At 69.3% G+C, this 14,659-nt stretch carries 16 protein-coding genes; 7 read left to right on the top strand and 9 right to left on the bottom strand.

Going from position 1 to position 14,659, the window contains the following annotated elements:
* Window positions 1-10 precede the first annotated feature (10 nt).
* Entirely contained in the window at window positions 11-1,339 is a 1,329-nt protein-coding gene (locus tag ACFYP0_RS15770) for an alpha/beta fold hydrolase (protein ID WP_124859908.1), read from the top strand.
* Window positions 1,340-1,402: 63 nt separating this feature from the next.
* On the opposite strand, the gene ACFYP0_RS15765 is transcribed toward ACFYP0_RS15770, so the two are convergent.
* Window positions 1,403-2,623 carry an MFS transporter gene (locus tag ACFYP0_RS15765; RefSeq protein ID WP_124859910.1) on the bottom strand — a complete coding sequence of 407 codons (1,221 nt, stop codon included), beginning with the start codon at window positions 2,621-2,623 and terminating at the stop codon, window positions 1,403-1,405.
* Window positions 2,624-2,664: 41 nt separating this feature from the next.
* On the opposite strand from ACFYP0_RS15765, the gene ACFYP0_RS15760 reads away from it, so the two are divergent.
* On the top strand, window positions 2,665-3,759 hold the full coding sequence (locus ACFYP0_RS15760) for an ROK family protein (protein ID WP_124859912.1): 1,095 nt from the start codon (window positions 2,665-2,667) through the stop codon (window positions 3,757-3,759).
* 92 nt (window positions 3,760-3,851) lie between these two features.
* Here the strand turns inward: ACFYP0_RS15760 and ACFYP0_RS15755 are convergent, their stop codons facing one another.
* Entirely contained in the window at window positions 3,852-4,250 is a 399-nt protein-coding gene (locus ACFYP0_RS15755) for a MerR family transcriptional regulator (protein ID WP_124859914.1), read from the bottom strand.
* Between the two features lie 111 nt (window positions 4,251-4,361).
* On the opposite strand from ACFYP0_RS15755, the gene ACFYP0_RS15750 reads away from it, so the two are divergent.
* Together ACFYP0_RS15750 and ACFYP0_RS15745 are read left to right on the top strand one after the other, a co-directional pair.
* Window positions 4,362-4,529, top strand: a complete 168-nt coding sequence (locus ACFYP0_RS15750) for a hypothetical protein (protein ID WP_386996439.1) — start codon at window positions 4,362-4,364, stop codon at window positions 4,527-4,529.
* Entirely contained in the window at window positions 4,526-4,732 is a 207-nt protein-coding gene (locus tag ACFYP0_RS15745) for a hypothetical protein (RefSeq protein ID WP_386996436.1), read from the top strand. The genes ACFYP0_RS15750 and ACFYP0_RS15745 overlap by 4 nt, the downstream gene beginning before the upstream one ends.
* Window position 4,733: 1 nt before the next feature.
* On the opposite strand, the gene ACFYP0_RS15740 is transcribed toward ACFYP0_RS15745, so the two are convergent.
* Both ACFYP0_RS15740 and ACFYP0_RS15735 read right to left on the bottom strand, forming a co-directional pair.
* A complete protein-coding gene (locus ACFYP0_RS15740) occupies window positions 4,734-5,186 on the bottom strand; it encodes an Rv0361 family membrane protein (protein ID WP_124859916.1) in 453 nt (150 codons plus the stop codon).
* A 57-nt stretch (window positions 5,187-5,243) separates the two neighbouring features.
* Entirely contained in the window at window positions 5,244-6,518 is a 1,275-nt protein-coding gene (locus tag ACFYP0_RS15735; RefSeq protein ID WP_124859918.1) for a L,D-transpeptidase, read from the bottom strand.
* A 592-nt stretch (window positions 6,519-7,110) separates the two neighbouring features.
* Here ACFYP0_RS15735 and ACFYP0_RS15730 point away from each other — a divergent pair.
* The 3 genes from ACFYP0_RS15730 to ACFYP0_RS15720 all read left to right on the top strand — a co-directional run bounded on the left by ACFYP0_RS15730 (window position 7,111) and on the right by ACFYP0_RS15720 (window position 9,674).
* Window positions 7,111-7,296, top strand: coding sequence for a hypothetical protein (locus ACFYP0_RS15730; protein WP_158629627.1), 186 nt, complete (start codon window positions 7,111-7,113; stop codon window positions 7,294-7,296).
* Window positions 7,293-8,087: a Crp/Fnr family transcriptional regulator gene (locus ACFYP0_RS15725; RefSeq protein ID WP_158629628.1), complete on the top strand. Its 795-nt coding sequence runs from the start codon at window positions 7,293-7,295 to the stop codon at window positions 8,085-8,087. Before ACFYP0_RS15730 ends, ACFYP0_RS15725 begins: the two co-directional genes overlap by 4 nt.
* 450 nt (window positions 8,088-8,537) lie before the next feature.
* Window positions 8,538-9,674, top strand: a complete 1,137-nt coding sequence (locus ACFYP0_RS15720; protein WP_124858640.1) for a DUF1996 domain-containing protein — start codon at window positions 8,538-8,540, stop codon at window positions 9,672-9,674.
* Between the two features lie 212 nt (window positions 9,675-9,886).
* Here ACFYP0_RS15720 and ACFYP0_RS15715 read toward each other — a convergent pair whose 3' ends face one another.
* The 5 genes from ACFYP0_RS15715 to ACFYP0_RS15695 form a co-directional block, all read right to left on the bottom strand.
* A complete protein-coding gene (locus ACFYP0_RS15715) occupies window positions 9,887-10,165 on the bottom strand; it encodes a hypothetical protein (protein WP_124858641.1) in 279 nt (92 codons plus the stop codon).
* Window positions 10,166-10,328: 163 nt separating this feature from the next.
* Complete coding sequence (locus ACFYP0_RS15710) at window positions 10,329-10,514, bottom strand: hypothetical protein (RefSeq protein WP_124858642.1); 186 nt, start codon at window positions 10,512-10,514, stop codon at window positions 10,329-10,331.
* A 153-nt stretch (window positions 10,515-10,667) separates the two neighbouring features.
* Window positions 10,668-11,879 carry a helix-turn-helix domain-containing protein gene (locus tag ACFYP0_RS15705; RefSeq protein ID WP_124858643.1) on the bottom strand — a complete coding sequence of 404 codons (1,212 nt, stop codon included), beginning with the start codon at window positions 11,877-11,879 and terminating at the stop codon, window positions 10,668-10,670.
* 236 nt (window positions 11,880-12,115) lie between these two features.
* Window positions 12,116-13,093, bottom strand: a complete 978-nt coding sequence (locus ACFYP0_RS15700; protein WP_124858644.1) for a hypothetical protein — start codon at window positions 13,091-13,093, stop codon at window positions 12,116-12,118.
* 32 nt (window positions 13,094-13,125) lie between these two features.
* Window positions 13,126-14,655 carry an OmpL47-type beta-barrel domain-containing protein gene (locus ACFYP0_RS15695; RefSeq protein WP_386996430.1) on the bottom strand — a complete coding sequence of 510 codons (1,530 nt, stop codon included), beginning with the start codon at window positions 14,653-14,655 and terminating at the stop codon, window positions 13,126-13,128.
* Window positions 14,656-14,659 lie beyond the last annotated feature (4 nt).

Genomic DNA, 14,659 nt, shown 5'->3' with positions numbered 1-14,659 from the left:
TGGAGGATCGATGCACACATCTCTCCGGAGCCTGCTCTCCGTGGTGGCCGGGGTCGCCCTCGCGGCCAGCCTGTCCGCCGTCGCCGTTCCACACGCCGCCGAAGCCGCCGCCACACCGACGTACCGTCCAGTGATCTTCGTACACGGCAGCGCGGGATCCGCAGCGCAGTTCGAGACCCAGGCCAAACGGCTGGCCAGCAACGGGTACCCGATCGACATCATCGAAGCCCACGAGTACGACTCCCCGAACATCGCGACGACCCTGCCCCAGGTGTACGCGGGACTCGACGCACGGATCGCCCGCCTGCTGACGGCCACCGGCGCGGACCGGGTCGACCTCGTCGCGCACTCGCTGGGCACCTTCGTCTCGCAGGGCTATCTCAACAGCTCGCCGGAGCGTGCCGCACGGGTCGCGCACTACGTCAACCTGGACGGGCGTCCCGCGACCTCCCCTCCGGGTGGGGTGCCCACGCTCGCGATCTGGGGCGAGGGTGACCCGGCCCGCGCCGTCGTCGGCGCGACAAACGTGCACCTGCCGGACCAGTCGCACACCCAGACCGTGTCGTCGGCGGAGTCGTTCACCGAGATCTTCGGGTTCCTCCGGGGCCGCGCGCCCCACACGACGCGGATCGTGCCGCAACTCTTCGGCGCCGCCCGGGTCTCCGGCCGCGCCGTGCTCTTTCCGAGCAACGTCGGTGTCACCGGTGCGACCCTCGAGGTCTACCCGGTCAGCCCACTGACCGGCGGCCGACTGTCGCACCGTCCCGCACATCGGCTGTCACTCGGCGGCGACGGCTCGTTCGGCCCTCTCCCGGTGCTCGCCACGGCCCGCTACGAGTTCGCCATCGTGCGCCCGGGCGCCGCGACGCACCACTTCTACTTCCAGCCGTTCCTCCGCTCGGATTCGTTCCTGCGCCTGGCGACCAGCGAGCCGGGCGAGGGCCTCAGCGGCCTGGTCGAGACCAGCGACCGGCACACGGCGCTCACGATCCAACGGCAGAAGGAGTGGTGGGGCGACCAGGGCGACGCCGGAGACCACCTCTGGATCAACGGCAGGGATGTCCTGAACGCGGCGAACACACCCCGCGTCAAGCGGACGATCGGCATCTTCGCCTTCGACGACGGCAGCGACGGCGTCACCGACCTGACGGCCCCGTTGCCGGAGTTCTTCAGCCAGACCTTCATCACCGGCATGGACGTCTTCATCCCGGCGACGCCGGCACACCTCGGCCTGGTACGGATCACCGTGGGCCAGCGCGGCGGCGGCTACGAGCTGATCAACGTGCCCAACTGGAGATCGAGCACCGACCGGGTGACGGTCAGCGTGGACGACTTCTGACGGGCTCTCGCGGACGGCCCGGCCACCTCAGGTCGAGACGGTGGCCGGGCCCGCTCGCACTCGTCAGACGGTCGCCGGGACCCGCTCGCGCACTCGTCGCCCGACGGCGAAGCTGACCAGCCCCAGGATCAACCCGACGACCGCCAGGACGACGCCCACCCGGGCCGGCGCGAGGTAGCCGAATCCGGCGGCGATGGCGACGCTGCCCAGCGCGGCGCCCAGGCTGTTCGCGATGTTCATGGCCGACTGGTTGACCGCCGCGCCCATCAGTTGTGCTCCCGGGGCGACGGTGATCAGGCGTGCCTGCAGGACCGGACCGAGATACAGGCTGGTCGCACCGACCAGGAACGCGCCCACGAACAGGCCGACGCGGGTCGACGCCACGAGGCTGAACACGGCGATGCTCACGATCATCGCCACGAAACCGATGGCCATGCTCCGTTGGAGGTCGCGGTCCGCCAGCCAGCCGCCCAGGGCGTTGCCGACGGTCATCCCGAGACCCACCGCGACCAACGTCCACGGCACCGTCGCGGCGGAGAGGCCGGTGACGTCGGTGGTGACCGGTGCGATGTAGGTGTTCACCGCGAAGAAGCCGGCGAAGCCGACCGCGCCGGTCGCGGCGACCAGCCAGACCTGCGAGGTCCGCAGTGCCCGCAACTCGGCGGCCGGCGAGCCGTCGACCGCCGCGGCGACCTCCGGAACGACCGCCAGCACCGCCAGCAGGGTGAGCAGGAAAAAGCCGGCGATGACCAGGTACGCGACCCGCCAGTCGACCGTCTGCCCGAGCCGCGTGATGAGGGGTACGCCGACCAGGTTGCTCACGGTCAGACCGCCGAGCACGGTGGCGAAACCACGGGCCTCGTTACCGGGGCCCATCAGGGTCGCCGCGAGCAGACCGGCCGCACCGAAGTACGCGCCGTGCGGCAGCGCCGCCACGAACCGGGCCACCAGCACCAGGTCGAAGGTGGGGGCGAGCGCGGACGCGACAGTGCCGACGGCGAACAGCACGAGCAGCCCGAGGACGAGCTTCTTGCGGGGCAGACGCGCGCTCAACGCGGCGATCAGCGGCGCGCCGACGACCACGCCGAGCGCGTACGCGGTGATCATCCAGCCCGCCCGTGCGACCGCGTCCGACGACGACCGGGCGTACTCGTGCGGGAGCAGACCGCGGGCGATGTCGGGCAGCAGCCCCATCGCCACGAACTCGGTCAGGCCGACCGCGACGCCGCCCAGTGCCAGGGCTGCCAGCGCCGCCAACCGTCGACCTCTACTCAACTCGATCACCGAAAAAATTTAGCAACAGCGTTGCGTAATAGGGTGGTGAGATGACTCGCGTCACTGCCGACGTCAGCTTCCTGCGCGACTACAACCAGGCACTGGTGATGGCGGTGGGGCGCACGGCTCGCACGTTCGAGCGCTCGACAGTGGTCGAGGCCACCGGCCTGACACCACAGGCGGTCTCCAAGGTCATCGCCCGGCTGACCGCCAACGGCCTGATCCGCCCCGCCGGCGTCCGGCGCCCGGGCATCGGCAAGCCCGCGGTCGTCTACGAACTCGTCCCGGACAGCCGGTACGCGATCGGCGCCCACGTGGCCCGACGCACGCTGCGGCTCGTCCTGGTCGACCTGGCCGGCGCCGTGCACCACTCGGCGGTCAGTCCGCTGCCCGGCGACTTCACCCCGGAGCATCTCCTCGACGCCCTGAGCGTCGGCATCGACTCGATGGCCGGCATCGGCGACCTGCGGAGCCGGCTCACCGGGCTGGGCATCGGCATGATCGGCCCACTCGACCACGCCAACGGCCTGGTCCGGGACGCCCACGGCCTGCGGCACTGGCACGACGTACCGCTGCGCGAGATCGCCGAGAAGCACCTCAATCTCCCCGTCCACCTGGACAAGGACGTCACCGCGGGGATCACGGCCGAGGCCTGGCGGCACGGTGCGACGTTCGGCGACGCGGCCCTCATCATGGTCGAGTCCGGCATCGGGGGCGGCTTCTGGCTGAGCGGCGCGGCCCACCGGGGGGCCCACACCAACGCGGGCGAGTTCGGCCACACGGTCGTCGACCTGACCGGGCCCCTCTGCGTCTGTGGCCGGCACGGGTGCCTGGAGATCGTGCACCACCGGGCCGCCGAGGCCGGAGACATCGCACACGCCGCCCGCGTGCTGGCCGTCGGCGTCGTCAACCTGCTCCAGACCCTCGACCTCGCCCACGTGCTGCTGGCGGGCGCGGACCTTCTCCGGCACCCGCAGACCTATCTCGCGGCGGTCACCGAGGCCGTCGGGGCGGACGCCCGGCGCGCGGACTGGCTCAGCACCAGGGTTGCCCTGTCCAGCCTCGGCGCGGACGTGATCGCCGCGGGTGCCGCCATGCAGGTCCTCGACCAGCACTACGGCATCCCGGAGCTGGCCCCGATCTGATCGGCGACCGCCCGGGGGCAGGTGTCATTCCTTGATCGTTGGCAGCTGAGCAACTCGACACGCCGAGCGACGCCCCGCTGAGCTGTCATCGATCACCACACCGTGGTCCGCTGCCGCACCGCGTTGGTGTCCGTTCGGGTGCAACCGCTGGCCGGGCTCTCGCTGAGCGCGATGACCTCGTCGAGCCGCTTGCGGGCCTGCCGGAGTTGAGTGATCTGCCGATCGATGCGGTCGCGTTCGGCGCGGAGCATGGCCCGCGACTGCGGTGTGTTGACCTTGGCGTCGACGCAGGGCAGCAGGTCCAGGATGGTTCGGCTGGACAGGCCGGCGGCGTACAGCATCTGGATCAGATACACCCGGTCGACCGCGTCGTCGAGGTAGTGGCGCTGGCCGCCACTGCTCCGTGCGGCAGAAAGGAGGCCCTGCTCCTCGTAGTAGCGCAGGGCTCGTACCGACACCCCGGTCTTCGTGGCGAGTTCCCCGATCCGCATCGACCCCTCCCCCGGCCGGTGACGCCAGCCACACAGCCTTGTCCCTCACATGAACGTCAGGTTTTACCGTAGCTCGCATACCGCTCGACCTGAACCTGCCAGGAGGCAGTCATGCGGATTTCCGGTTCTATCGCTCTGGTCACCGGCGCCAACCGTGGCGTCGGCCGCCACTTCGCAGGACAGTTGTTGGAACGCGGAGCGGCCAAGGTGTACGCCACGGCCCGCAACCCGGAGCAGATCGACATCGCCTGGAACTCGCCGGCCAAGGGACCCTCGTGACGGGCCTGCACCTGGGCAGCGCCGTCACCGACATGTCGGCCGGCTACCACGGCGACAAGATCGACCCCGCCGACGTCGTACGCGCGGCTCTGGGCGGTGTCGAGGCCGGCAGGATCGAGGTCCTCGCCGACGAGTGGAGCGCGTACGTCAAGGCGTCCCTGGCCAACGATCCGAGCGACTTCTATTCCGCGACGGCGCGGTGACTCACTGGCAGACGCGCCACTCGTCGTCCTCCTTGACCAGCGCCAGCCCCTGGGTGAGCCTCGCACCGGTGGCCTCCTGGACCGCCTCGACGGTGGCGGTCGCGGTCAGCCGCCCGTTGAAGTTGTTGACGTTCACGTTGGTGATCTCGTAACTGCTGATCTTCAACTGGGCGGCCTGGACCCGGGCGAACTCCTCCTGCGTCATACCGTCGCGCACCCGGTCGCACAGCCGCCCGTACGCGCCCGGGTAGTTGCCGGCCTGCACGTCGTCGACGAAGGCCGTCGCGGCCGCCCCGGCCGGCTCGACGGAGTTCTTGATCGAACGGTAGAGCCAGAGGCCGACGCAGGTGCCGATGACGCAGCACAGCGCCAGTAGGGCGCCGACGACGATCAGGACCGTACGAAGCGTCCGGTTGGGCCTCGGATCGGGAACCATCATCGGCTCGTACGTCATGGCCCGGAGGGTAGGGCCGCCGGGCAAGCGGCGAGAGCCCGCCGGGCGCCCGGTGGTTCACCCTCCGGAGGTGGACGGCCCCGGCGTCGGCACGCCACCGGCGACCGCACGCGCGGGCGGCGCCGGGGCCGGGGCCGGGGCCAGTCGCAGATCCGCGGGTACGGGCAGTGCGCTGCCCTTGACGAACTGGCCCCAACTGGTGTTCCAGGCCGTCCAGCCGTTGCCCGGCTGGAGCCGGACCTCGGTGCCGGTGAAGGTGACCAGGTCACCGACCTGGGTGACGTTCATCAACCAGTCGGCGTTGGCCGCCGAGATGTTCGTGCAGCCGTGCGAGACGTTGCGGCGTCCCTGATCCGACACCGACCAGGGTGCCCCGTGGATGAACTCGCCGCCCCAGGTGAGCCGTTGCGCGTCCTTGACGTTCACCACGTAGCCGCCGTTCGGCTCGCCGCGCGTGTCGAACGTGGTGTTCTGGTGCTTCTCCATGATCACCATCTTGCCGCTGGACGTGGGGGTGCTGCGCTTGCCCAGGCTGACCGGGATCCTGCGGATCAGCTTGCCGTCGCGCAGCACGCGCATCTGCTTGGTGGCGTTGTCGACTTCGAGCGCCACCTGCCGTCCGATCCGGGACGTCGCGGTGCGGTCGGCGTCACCGATGTGGTTCTTGCCGATCGGCAGACCCGCCAGGCCGGCCCGGACACTGATGGTCGTGCCCGGCCGCCAGAAGTCGGGGGCCCGGTAGTAGACCTGGCTGCCGTCGTCCACCCAGGACCAGGCACCCGGCTGCGGTGGGTTCGTGGTGACGAACAACCGACGCTGCACGTCGGCGCGGGCCGCCCTGGCGATGGGCGGATCGAAGCCGACGGTCACCGGCATCGCGGTGCCGTACGTCTGCTTGTCGGCGAAGTACAGGGTGCTGCTCACCTGCGGCTTCGTCGACGCCGCGGCGGTGGTGAAGGTGGTGGTGCGGGTGGTGGTCCGTCCGGAGTCGCCGGTGGCGGTCACCGCCGCGGTGTAGGTGTGCTGCGGGCGCAACGGAGTGGTCGGCACCCAGGCCGTTCCGTCCTCGCGTGGCTCCGCCCTGACCAGGGTGCCGGTGTCGTCGACGAGGCGCACGGCGGTGATCTTTCCGCCCGTGACGAGCGGAACCACCTCGGCGCTGAGCGGCACGTCCCGGGAGAGATCGGCGGGCGTGAGGGTCAGTTCGGGCGATGGCACCACCTGCTCGGCGGGACGCACGGCGGCCCTTCGCTCGGTGGTGCACCCACCGAGGACCAGCGGTGTCGCCGCGACGGTCACCGCCACGAGCACCATTCGCCTGCGTAAGCCCATCGACCGTCCCCCGACTCCGGCGTCCTCCGTGGCGGCAATTCTCTCCGTGTCGACAGCGCCCGGCGCCGTTTCCGGAAATCACGCAACGAAGGTGGTGCTGCCGGCTGGCGCGCGTCGCCAACCGGACGGCGGCACACCACGTCGATGGGTCTTCCAGGCCACCGTCGCCTTCCGCCGTTAGGCCAGTGGGGTGGTCGCCACTTATGACGAAGGCAGGGCCAGTGGGCTACCACCCCCACCGGCCCTGCCACAGCTTGCGCCCGGACTCGGCGAGAGACAGGGACGTCAGCTAGGTGAAGAGTATGCAGCCACCTACCTTCCAGGCTCTGCGTCATCTGACACACAAGCGGACTCCTAACGGAATCGAAACTCCCACCGCAGACACTCGAACCCTCGTAATAATTGTTTCATTTGTTCTCCGAATGATCGATCCAGATCGAGCTCTGGGTCTACCGCTTCGCGCCTGGAGCGCCTATGCTCCCCGGAACCAGGTTTCGTCCCTTGTGGCAGTTCGGCTCCCTACCAGGGCCTTCGCGGTCTCCACACAGGATGCGTCCCGGACTCGGCGATGTGAGACGTTCAAGGAGACGTCATGAAGACAGATCCAAGCTTGATCTTGGGTGGGGTTGTTGTTGCGATTGCCTTTATGGTGCTCGTGGGCTACGTCGTGTCGCAGCTCAGCGGCCGGAGCAGCAGGATCATCGTTGCCGTACTTCTAGCCTTGGGCGCGCTCTTTGCGACCCTCCCGCCGGTTCTGACCGCCTTGGCGGGCCAGTGACCATCGACCGGCGCAGCACCTCGGCGCCCACGCTCGCCACCGAGGCAGGCAGCGGCTTCGACCTGCCCGGGATCGGCCCACCGACGGCATTCCTCAGCCGTCTGTCACGCGAGCAAGTGCGCAGTATCGACCAACTGCTGACAAGCCGAAGGAGGTACCGTCCGGGGGATCGTGTGTTTTTTCAGGGCGAGGCTTGCGGGTCTGCGCTTCTTGTGCGTAACGGACGGCTGCGGCTGACGCTGTCAGCAACCAACGGATATGAGATGCTTGTTGACCTTTGCGGGCCAGGAGACATCGCTGGCTACGGCGAGATGTTCCTCGACAGTGAGCGCCAGGTGACCGCCACAGCTGATGGCGACACGGTCCTTCAATTGCTACCTTACGCCGATCTCCGACGACTCATCGACCAACAGCCTGCCATTGGGCGAGAACTTCATCGCCACACGCTCATTCGTCTTGATGCCAGCCGCACCGTCGGCCTTGCCAACGGGGCATACTCGGCGGACGCTCGAGTTGCCCAAACGCTTATAGACATCGACCGTAGATTCGGATTCCTACAACCAGATCGCACCAGCCGATTAGACGGCATCAACCAGAAAGACATCGCTGGCATCACCGCCGCGTCGCGGGAGACCGTCGCCCGCGTCCTTCGACGGCTTCGAAAACTGCACGTAGTCAAGACCGGGCGAAATTCCGTGATCATCCTCAATCATGCCCTCCTGACCTCGATCGCAAGTGACTCCGATTCAACGGCCACGAACAAATGGGGTCATCGACAGCCTCGAGAGTAGCTGGCACGGTTCGGCGGAACGACGGCTGACACGATTGGCGCAGCATCAGAGCAACCGGTCTTGGCCCGCCCCGCTCGGTGAGCCCCCGGAGGGCTGGGAAGCCGACGAGTTGGCCCGGCCCCCGGCCCCCGGCCCGAGCCCCGGCATCGATGTCGAGCCGCTCACCGAACGTTCGACGAGAATCATGTCGGGGCGGGCTTCCTGAGCAAGGCCCGCGACCGCCGCTGACTGGACCGGCAGCCACGCTGAGATGTGGAGTGCCACCGCAGCTGTCGATTACGGTTTTTGGAGAGAAATCAGAGAATTGAGATCGAGCCGACATCACGGCGACTCCACAAGGCTGACCAGGCAATCGCTGAGCGCTATTTAAGGGAGAATTAATCGTTTCAACTGGAAGCAGGCAGGGGGGCCACTCATATTCTTCCCTCTCGGAAGAAAGGTGCGCCCCCGTTGATAAATTTCCGTTCCACCCCTCGACACCGTCGTTCCGTCACCGCCCTGCTGCTGGTGAGCCTGGCGCTCGCCGGCGGATGCAAGGAGGCGCCGGGAAGCCCCGGCGCGTCCGGCCCGTCCAGCGACACCGGCATCGGCTCGCCCGGCCCGGGCGCGCCGACGGCGACCGCCCCGGGCGACCCGTCGGCCACGCCGAGCGCCCCGGGCACCTCGGCCACCCCGTCCGCGCCGGGCAAGCCCGGAACGCCGGCGACCAGCGCCGCCCCGCCCACCGCATCCGGCGGTTGGATCACCATCGACGCCGCCGCGCAGGCCGCCGCGACGAAGGCGTTCTTCGCGCGCAAGCCCAAGCCGGTGACCGGCAACCCCGTCAAGGTGCCCGAATTCAACGTCGGCTGTACGACCAGCCACCACAACAGCGACGACCCGATCGTGCTGCCGAAGCTGGTGGGCGGCTCGCACAACCACACGTTCTGGGGCAACAGGTCGACCGACGCCAACTCGACCGCCGAATCGCTGCGGGCGTCCAAGGCGACCACCTGCAACTCGCCGGACGACCAGTCCGCCTACTGGGTGCCGACGATGTACCAGAACGGCAAGGTCGTGGACCCGAAGGAGGTGACCGTCTACTACGGTTCCCGTCTGAAGGACCCGAGCAGGACCCAGCCCTTCCCGTTCGGCCTGCGAATGATCACCGGTAACGCCAAGAACCAGGTTGACACCCCGGACAAGCAGGGCAACCACTTCTGGTGCGCCGGCATCGGCGGCGAGATCGGCCGCAGCGCCGACAAGACGTTCCCGGTCTGCGCCAGGACGGCGAACATCGTCCGGCAGATCACCTTCCCGGACTGCTGGGACGGCAAGCACCTGGACAGCCCCGACCACAAGGCGCACATGGCCAACGGGGACCACACCGGGGCGTGCCCCAAGAGCCACCCGGTGCCCGTCCCCTCGGTGTCCTTCGTGATCTCGTACCCGCTGAGCGCGAACACCGACGGCATCACCCTCGCGTCCGGCACGTCGTTCTCCATGCACGCGGACTTCTTCAACGCGTGGAAGGACGAGGCACTCGCCGCACGGGTGCGCAACTGCCTCGACCAGGGCGTGAAGTGCAACTCGGCCGGTAACTTCTGAGCTGACCCGGCCTGAATGCCGTCGTCGATCGGCGACAGAGGGCGGCGGGGTCTCCGGTGGACGGTTCAGCTACCAGGCCGAACCGGACGCCGGAGACCCCACGTAACCGCCTACTTGCTACTTGCGCAGCAGGCCGACCTTCCGACGCCGGCACCGCCACGCATGCACGGGCCGGGCGGCGGCGACACGAGCCCCGCCAGGACGTCGGTCGACTAGGGTTCGGCTCGGGCCGGCTGGACCGGTTGCGGCACTGCTGGATTCGACTGCGCGGCATCCCTGGTCCATCCGAGGAACCGGCGGTGCAGCACGCCGGCCGGCGTCCACTGCATGTCCTCAGTCGCCTGCACCAGGTAGGACCCGAGGTAGAGCGCCAGCGACACTGGCGCATCCGCGTACTCCGCGCGCAACTCGCGCTTGCGGGTCGTGCAGGGCCAGGGCAGGCCGCAGCCACCGCAGCTCCAGATCGGCATGACCGGGCCGTGGACGGTCACCGCGCACCCGCCAGAAGTCCGGCGGTGCTCGTCAGCGTCTGCCGACCGGTCGCCCATTCGCCCTGCCAGCAGGGGTACGGCGTGAGCCACGTCCGGCAGCAGCTACACCTGCCGTCCAGCCCTCGGACGCGAACCGCGACGATCGCCTTCTGCTGCCGGCTACTCACTGCTCGCCTTCCTGCGGCCAATGGCCACGACTGATCGGAATCCGGTGCCGGGCACGGCACGGCAGGTCGATGCCGCAGCGGCAGATATATCGCCAGAGCCGCCATGACCACACCGGCCGGTGCCGGCGGGCGAGCGTCAGCGCGGTGGCCGAGAGGTATTCGTCATACGAGACGCGCCGCACGGACTCTCCCTCGTTCGAGCACGAGGACGACTTCCCGCCCTCCACGCTGAGGGGACGCGGCGACCAGGCGATATCCGCACCGCCCGCCGCATCCCGTGAGCAAGAAGCTACGGTGAGTCGCGGGGCGGAATGGGTACGGTTTCTACCCCTGGATCACGAGAGCAGCCCGACCTTGACCGCGAGGTCACGGGCGTCGTCACGAGTGGAACGTGGGCCGTCGAGCAGGTCCAAGGTGATCTGGCGGGCGTACCCGTTGAAGCGAATCGTCTCCGGGGCCGACCCATACGCCTGCCGGAGGGTCATCACGGCCGCTTCCTTGTCGTCCTTGCCGTAGTGCGCCCGCGCGACCTCGATGAGATGGCGTGCCCGGCGCGGCCTCGACGGGATCGCCGCGGAATCATGGCGGCGTGCCTGTCGCACTGCCTCACCGGACTTCTGCAACTCCACCGCCACGGTCACCGCGTGAGCGCCCATGATGACCTGCGAGAACGACGTCTGCGGCTGATAGAAACCCGTTGGCAGGCGCTGCGCCACCTGATCCGCGCGATCCCAGTACCGCCAGGCCCTACCTTCCTCACCAGCACGGGCGGCGGTGTACGCAGCCTCGAAATTCAGTGCACCCCAGAGCGCCAACAGGTTCATGTTCCCGTCGGCCGCACGCGACTCAAGCGCCGACAAGAGATCCACTGTCACCGACATCGCGCTGTCCCAGTCACCGGCATCCCGATGCACCTGGCACAGGAACCACCCCGCGCACGCCACCGCCTCCGGGTCGCCGGACTCCTGCGCCGCCACCATCGCCCGGTCCGCGACCCGCCACAACAACTCGGCAGCGGGCTGATAGGCGAGGAACATCTGCGTCAGCCCGAACGTCTCCGCCAACAGGGCCTGAGCCTGCCGACGCTCTGCACCCTCGTAGGCCAAAGCGGCACGCTGCACGTCGCGTAGCACCCCCGGCAACAACCCGCCCAGCACGGTGCGGTGGTCCGACGCCTGATGACGCGCACGCCATGCCATCGCAAGCCGGTCCCTCAGGCTCGTCAACGGCTCCGGGGAAACATCGTCGGAAAGTGCGAAGCGGTTGACCGCGTCCCGGACGGACGGCAGCGCCGGATGCTCGGGCCCGTTGACCACAGCCGACCGGGCCCCCAACTCGCCGGCAAGGGCGGACACCTCGACCTTGAGGGCACGCGCGATCCGGTCCAGCATGTGAATACGCGGCGGCAGGATCCGATCGGTCTCCACCGCCTTGACCCACTCCGCGCTGCGCCCCACCAACCCCCCGAGCACCGCACGGGTCTTCCCGGACCGTTCCCGGTAGACCTTCAACCGCTGCCCGAAAGTCAACTCCGGCAAGGAATCCATCCCGGACCTCCTCGTAGCGCGGAACGCGTCGCCGGCGCCCAGGCCGCCGTGCCACCAACGCTACCGGCCGGCCCGCCGACTCAGAACCCCTCACACGCCGTGCACCGCCTCCTGGAATGCCTGGTCCAAGCGGCCAGCGCCCACCGCCTCGCCGACGCCGCCGCCGCGACGGGTCGGACCCAGTACGACGGCGGCCGATCACCTGGCGGGTGACCGGCCGCCGTTGCGTCGATCAGTTAGAGCTTCGCCGCGCCCGCCGCAGCGGCCTCCTGCACCGCCGAGGTACGGCGGACCTCGGCCCGCTGGTCGCCGGCGTCCTCCCGGTCCGGAGCGGCCACCCGCGCCGCCCGGTTGGTGCTCGACGCCGCCTGGTCACCGGTCACGCCACCGCGGATCCGGTTGTTGGCGGCCACCTGGGCGGCCGGGTCGTTGGACGTCACCGCCAACTGACCGTTGATGATGTTGTCGTCGACGGTGACCCCACCGGTGGTGCTGGTGATGCTCACGTCCCCACCCCAGTAGCCGCCGGAGGCGCAGCTGTCGAGGGTGCCGTTCGGGCCGAGTTGCACACCGCCCAGGTTGCCCGCGAAGGTGGCCCGGCCCTGGACCGCACTGCCACACACCACGCTGCCGGTGGCGCTGTTGAGCACCGACAGCGTGCCGTCGACGAACGAGTCGTGCAGGTCGGTGTAGTAGGTGCCGGTGCTGCTGAGGTTGCGCTGCACCTGGGTTCCCCGGTCGAGCCGAACCTCGCCGGCACCGACGTTGACGTGCCCGGCGACCGTCGACGCCTCGGCGAACAGGAAGCTGTCGATGGTCGTGGAGCCCTTCGGCCGTACGGTGACGGTGCCGGTGCGGGCGTCCTTCAGGAAGATGCCGTACCCCCCGGCTGCGAGTACCACCTGGCCGTCGACTGTCGTCTCGGTCGCGTCGAGGTACCCGTCGGCGGCGACGCGTACCTCACCGCTGACCCGGCCACCGGTCACCACCAGGTTGCCGCCGGCCGCGACGGTGACGTTGCCGGTGATCGTGGTGCCGGTCAGCGCGCAGGACTCGCCGGCGGGCACGAGCAGGTCGTTGGGCACGGTCACCGCGCCGCCGGTGCCGATGCAGTGGGTGACCAGGTCGGCGTGTGCGGTGGGCGCCACGGCCAGCACCGAGGCCGCGATGACGGCGCTCACGGTGGCGAGCTTGGCGACGGTACGTCCGGGCATCGTGGTACTCCCTGTCGGTGAGGTTCGAGGACTCATGCGCCGACGTCCGATCGGGCCGCGGCCCGGACGATGGCGCCCTGCTGCCGCCGGTCGAGCGTGCCGCCGGTCACGAGCGCGGCGGTGACCGCTTCGACGTGTCGGACGAATTCGGCGTGGCCGGGGTAGTCGGCGTGTTCGTCGATCAGATCGTTGATGGTGCAGCCGTCGCCGGTGTCCACGTTGGCTACACCGGTGTCGCCCCCGTCGATGACCACGGTTGCCCGGGTGTCCGAGTCGGGGCAGCGGTCGGTGTCGTCGACCACCACGGTGAACGACGTCGACTGCTCGGCGGAGGAGTTCCCCGCCGTGTCGGTCGCCCGGTACCGCACTGTGTGCGCGCCGGGTGCGCGGACGGCGACCGGAGCGGCGTACGCCGTCCAGCCTCCGGTGTCGAGCGCGTACTCGATCTTCGCCACGCCCGACTCGGCGTCGGTGGCCGTGACGGTGACGGTCGCCCCGCCGACGTACCCGCCGTCGTCGTTCCGGTCACCGGCCACCGTGGCGGCGACAGTGGGCGGGGTGGTGTCCTCGGCCTGCGGCTCGACGACGGTGAAGTGGGACATCTGCTCCGCTGAGGTGTTGCCGGCGACGTCGGTGGCCCGGTAGTGCAGCATGTGCATCCCGGCCGCGTTCACCACGATCGGGTTCGTGTACAGGGTGAAGGCCGCCCCGTCCAGGGCGTACTCGATGGTGGCGACACCGGATCCGCTGTCGGTGGCGGTCAACGTGGCGGTGGCCGTACCGACGTAGTTGCCGTCGCCGTCGCGGTCGCCGGCCAGTGCGGCCGTGACCACCGGGGCTGTGGTGTCCTCCTCCCCCGGCTCGACGATCCGGAACGCCACCGAGCCGACGGCGCTGGTGTTGCCGGCCTGATCGGTGGCGCGGAACTGCACCGCGTGGTCGCCGATCGCGGTCACCCGCACCGGCTCGGTGTACGGCAGGAAGCTGGTGTCGTCGACCTGGTACTCGACGGTCTGTACCCCCGAGTCGGCGTCGGTGGCCGTCACGGTCACCGTGGCCGCGCCGAGGTAGTTGCCGTCCTGGTCCTGGTCGCCGGAGACCGCGGCGGTCACGGTCGGCGCGGTGGTGTCGCCACCGCCACCGCCCTCGGTGACCACCAACTCGCCGACCATCGAGCTGTGGCCGGGGATCGAGCAGAAGTACCGGTACCGGCCCGGGGTCAGCGTCACGGTCGCCTGGTGGCGGCCGTCGTTGGCGTCGAACGGGCTGGCCAGGATGTTGACTGTGACGTCGTGGTTGTAGCCCTCGGTGCTGGTGTCGAAGGTCAGGGTATGCGGCATCCCGGTGGTGTTTCCGGTGGCCGCGCTGTTCTCCCAGATGATCGTGGTCGCTCCGGCCACCGCCGTGGTGGGCGCGGACTTGTACTGGGTGATGCTGTCGTCGGCGGTCCAGGTCAACACCTGGTCGGCGGCGACACGTGGGGCGGCGGAGGCGGGGGCCACTGCCAACGGGATCACCGTGAGCAGGAGCGCCGCCAGCGCGGCCGTCAGTCGTCGGGTCATCGTC

This window comes from Micromonospora arida, from assembly GCF_042873195.1.
Classification (GTDB): domain Bacteria; phylum Actinomycetota; class Actinomycetes; order Mycobacteriales; family Micromonosporaceae; genus Micromonospora; species Micromonospora arida.
The sequence above is the reverse complement of the archived record's forward strand: the minus strand, read 5'-3'. Positions and strand labels throughout refer to the sequence as shown.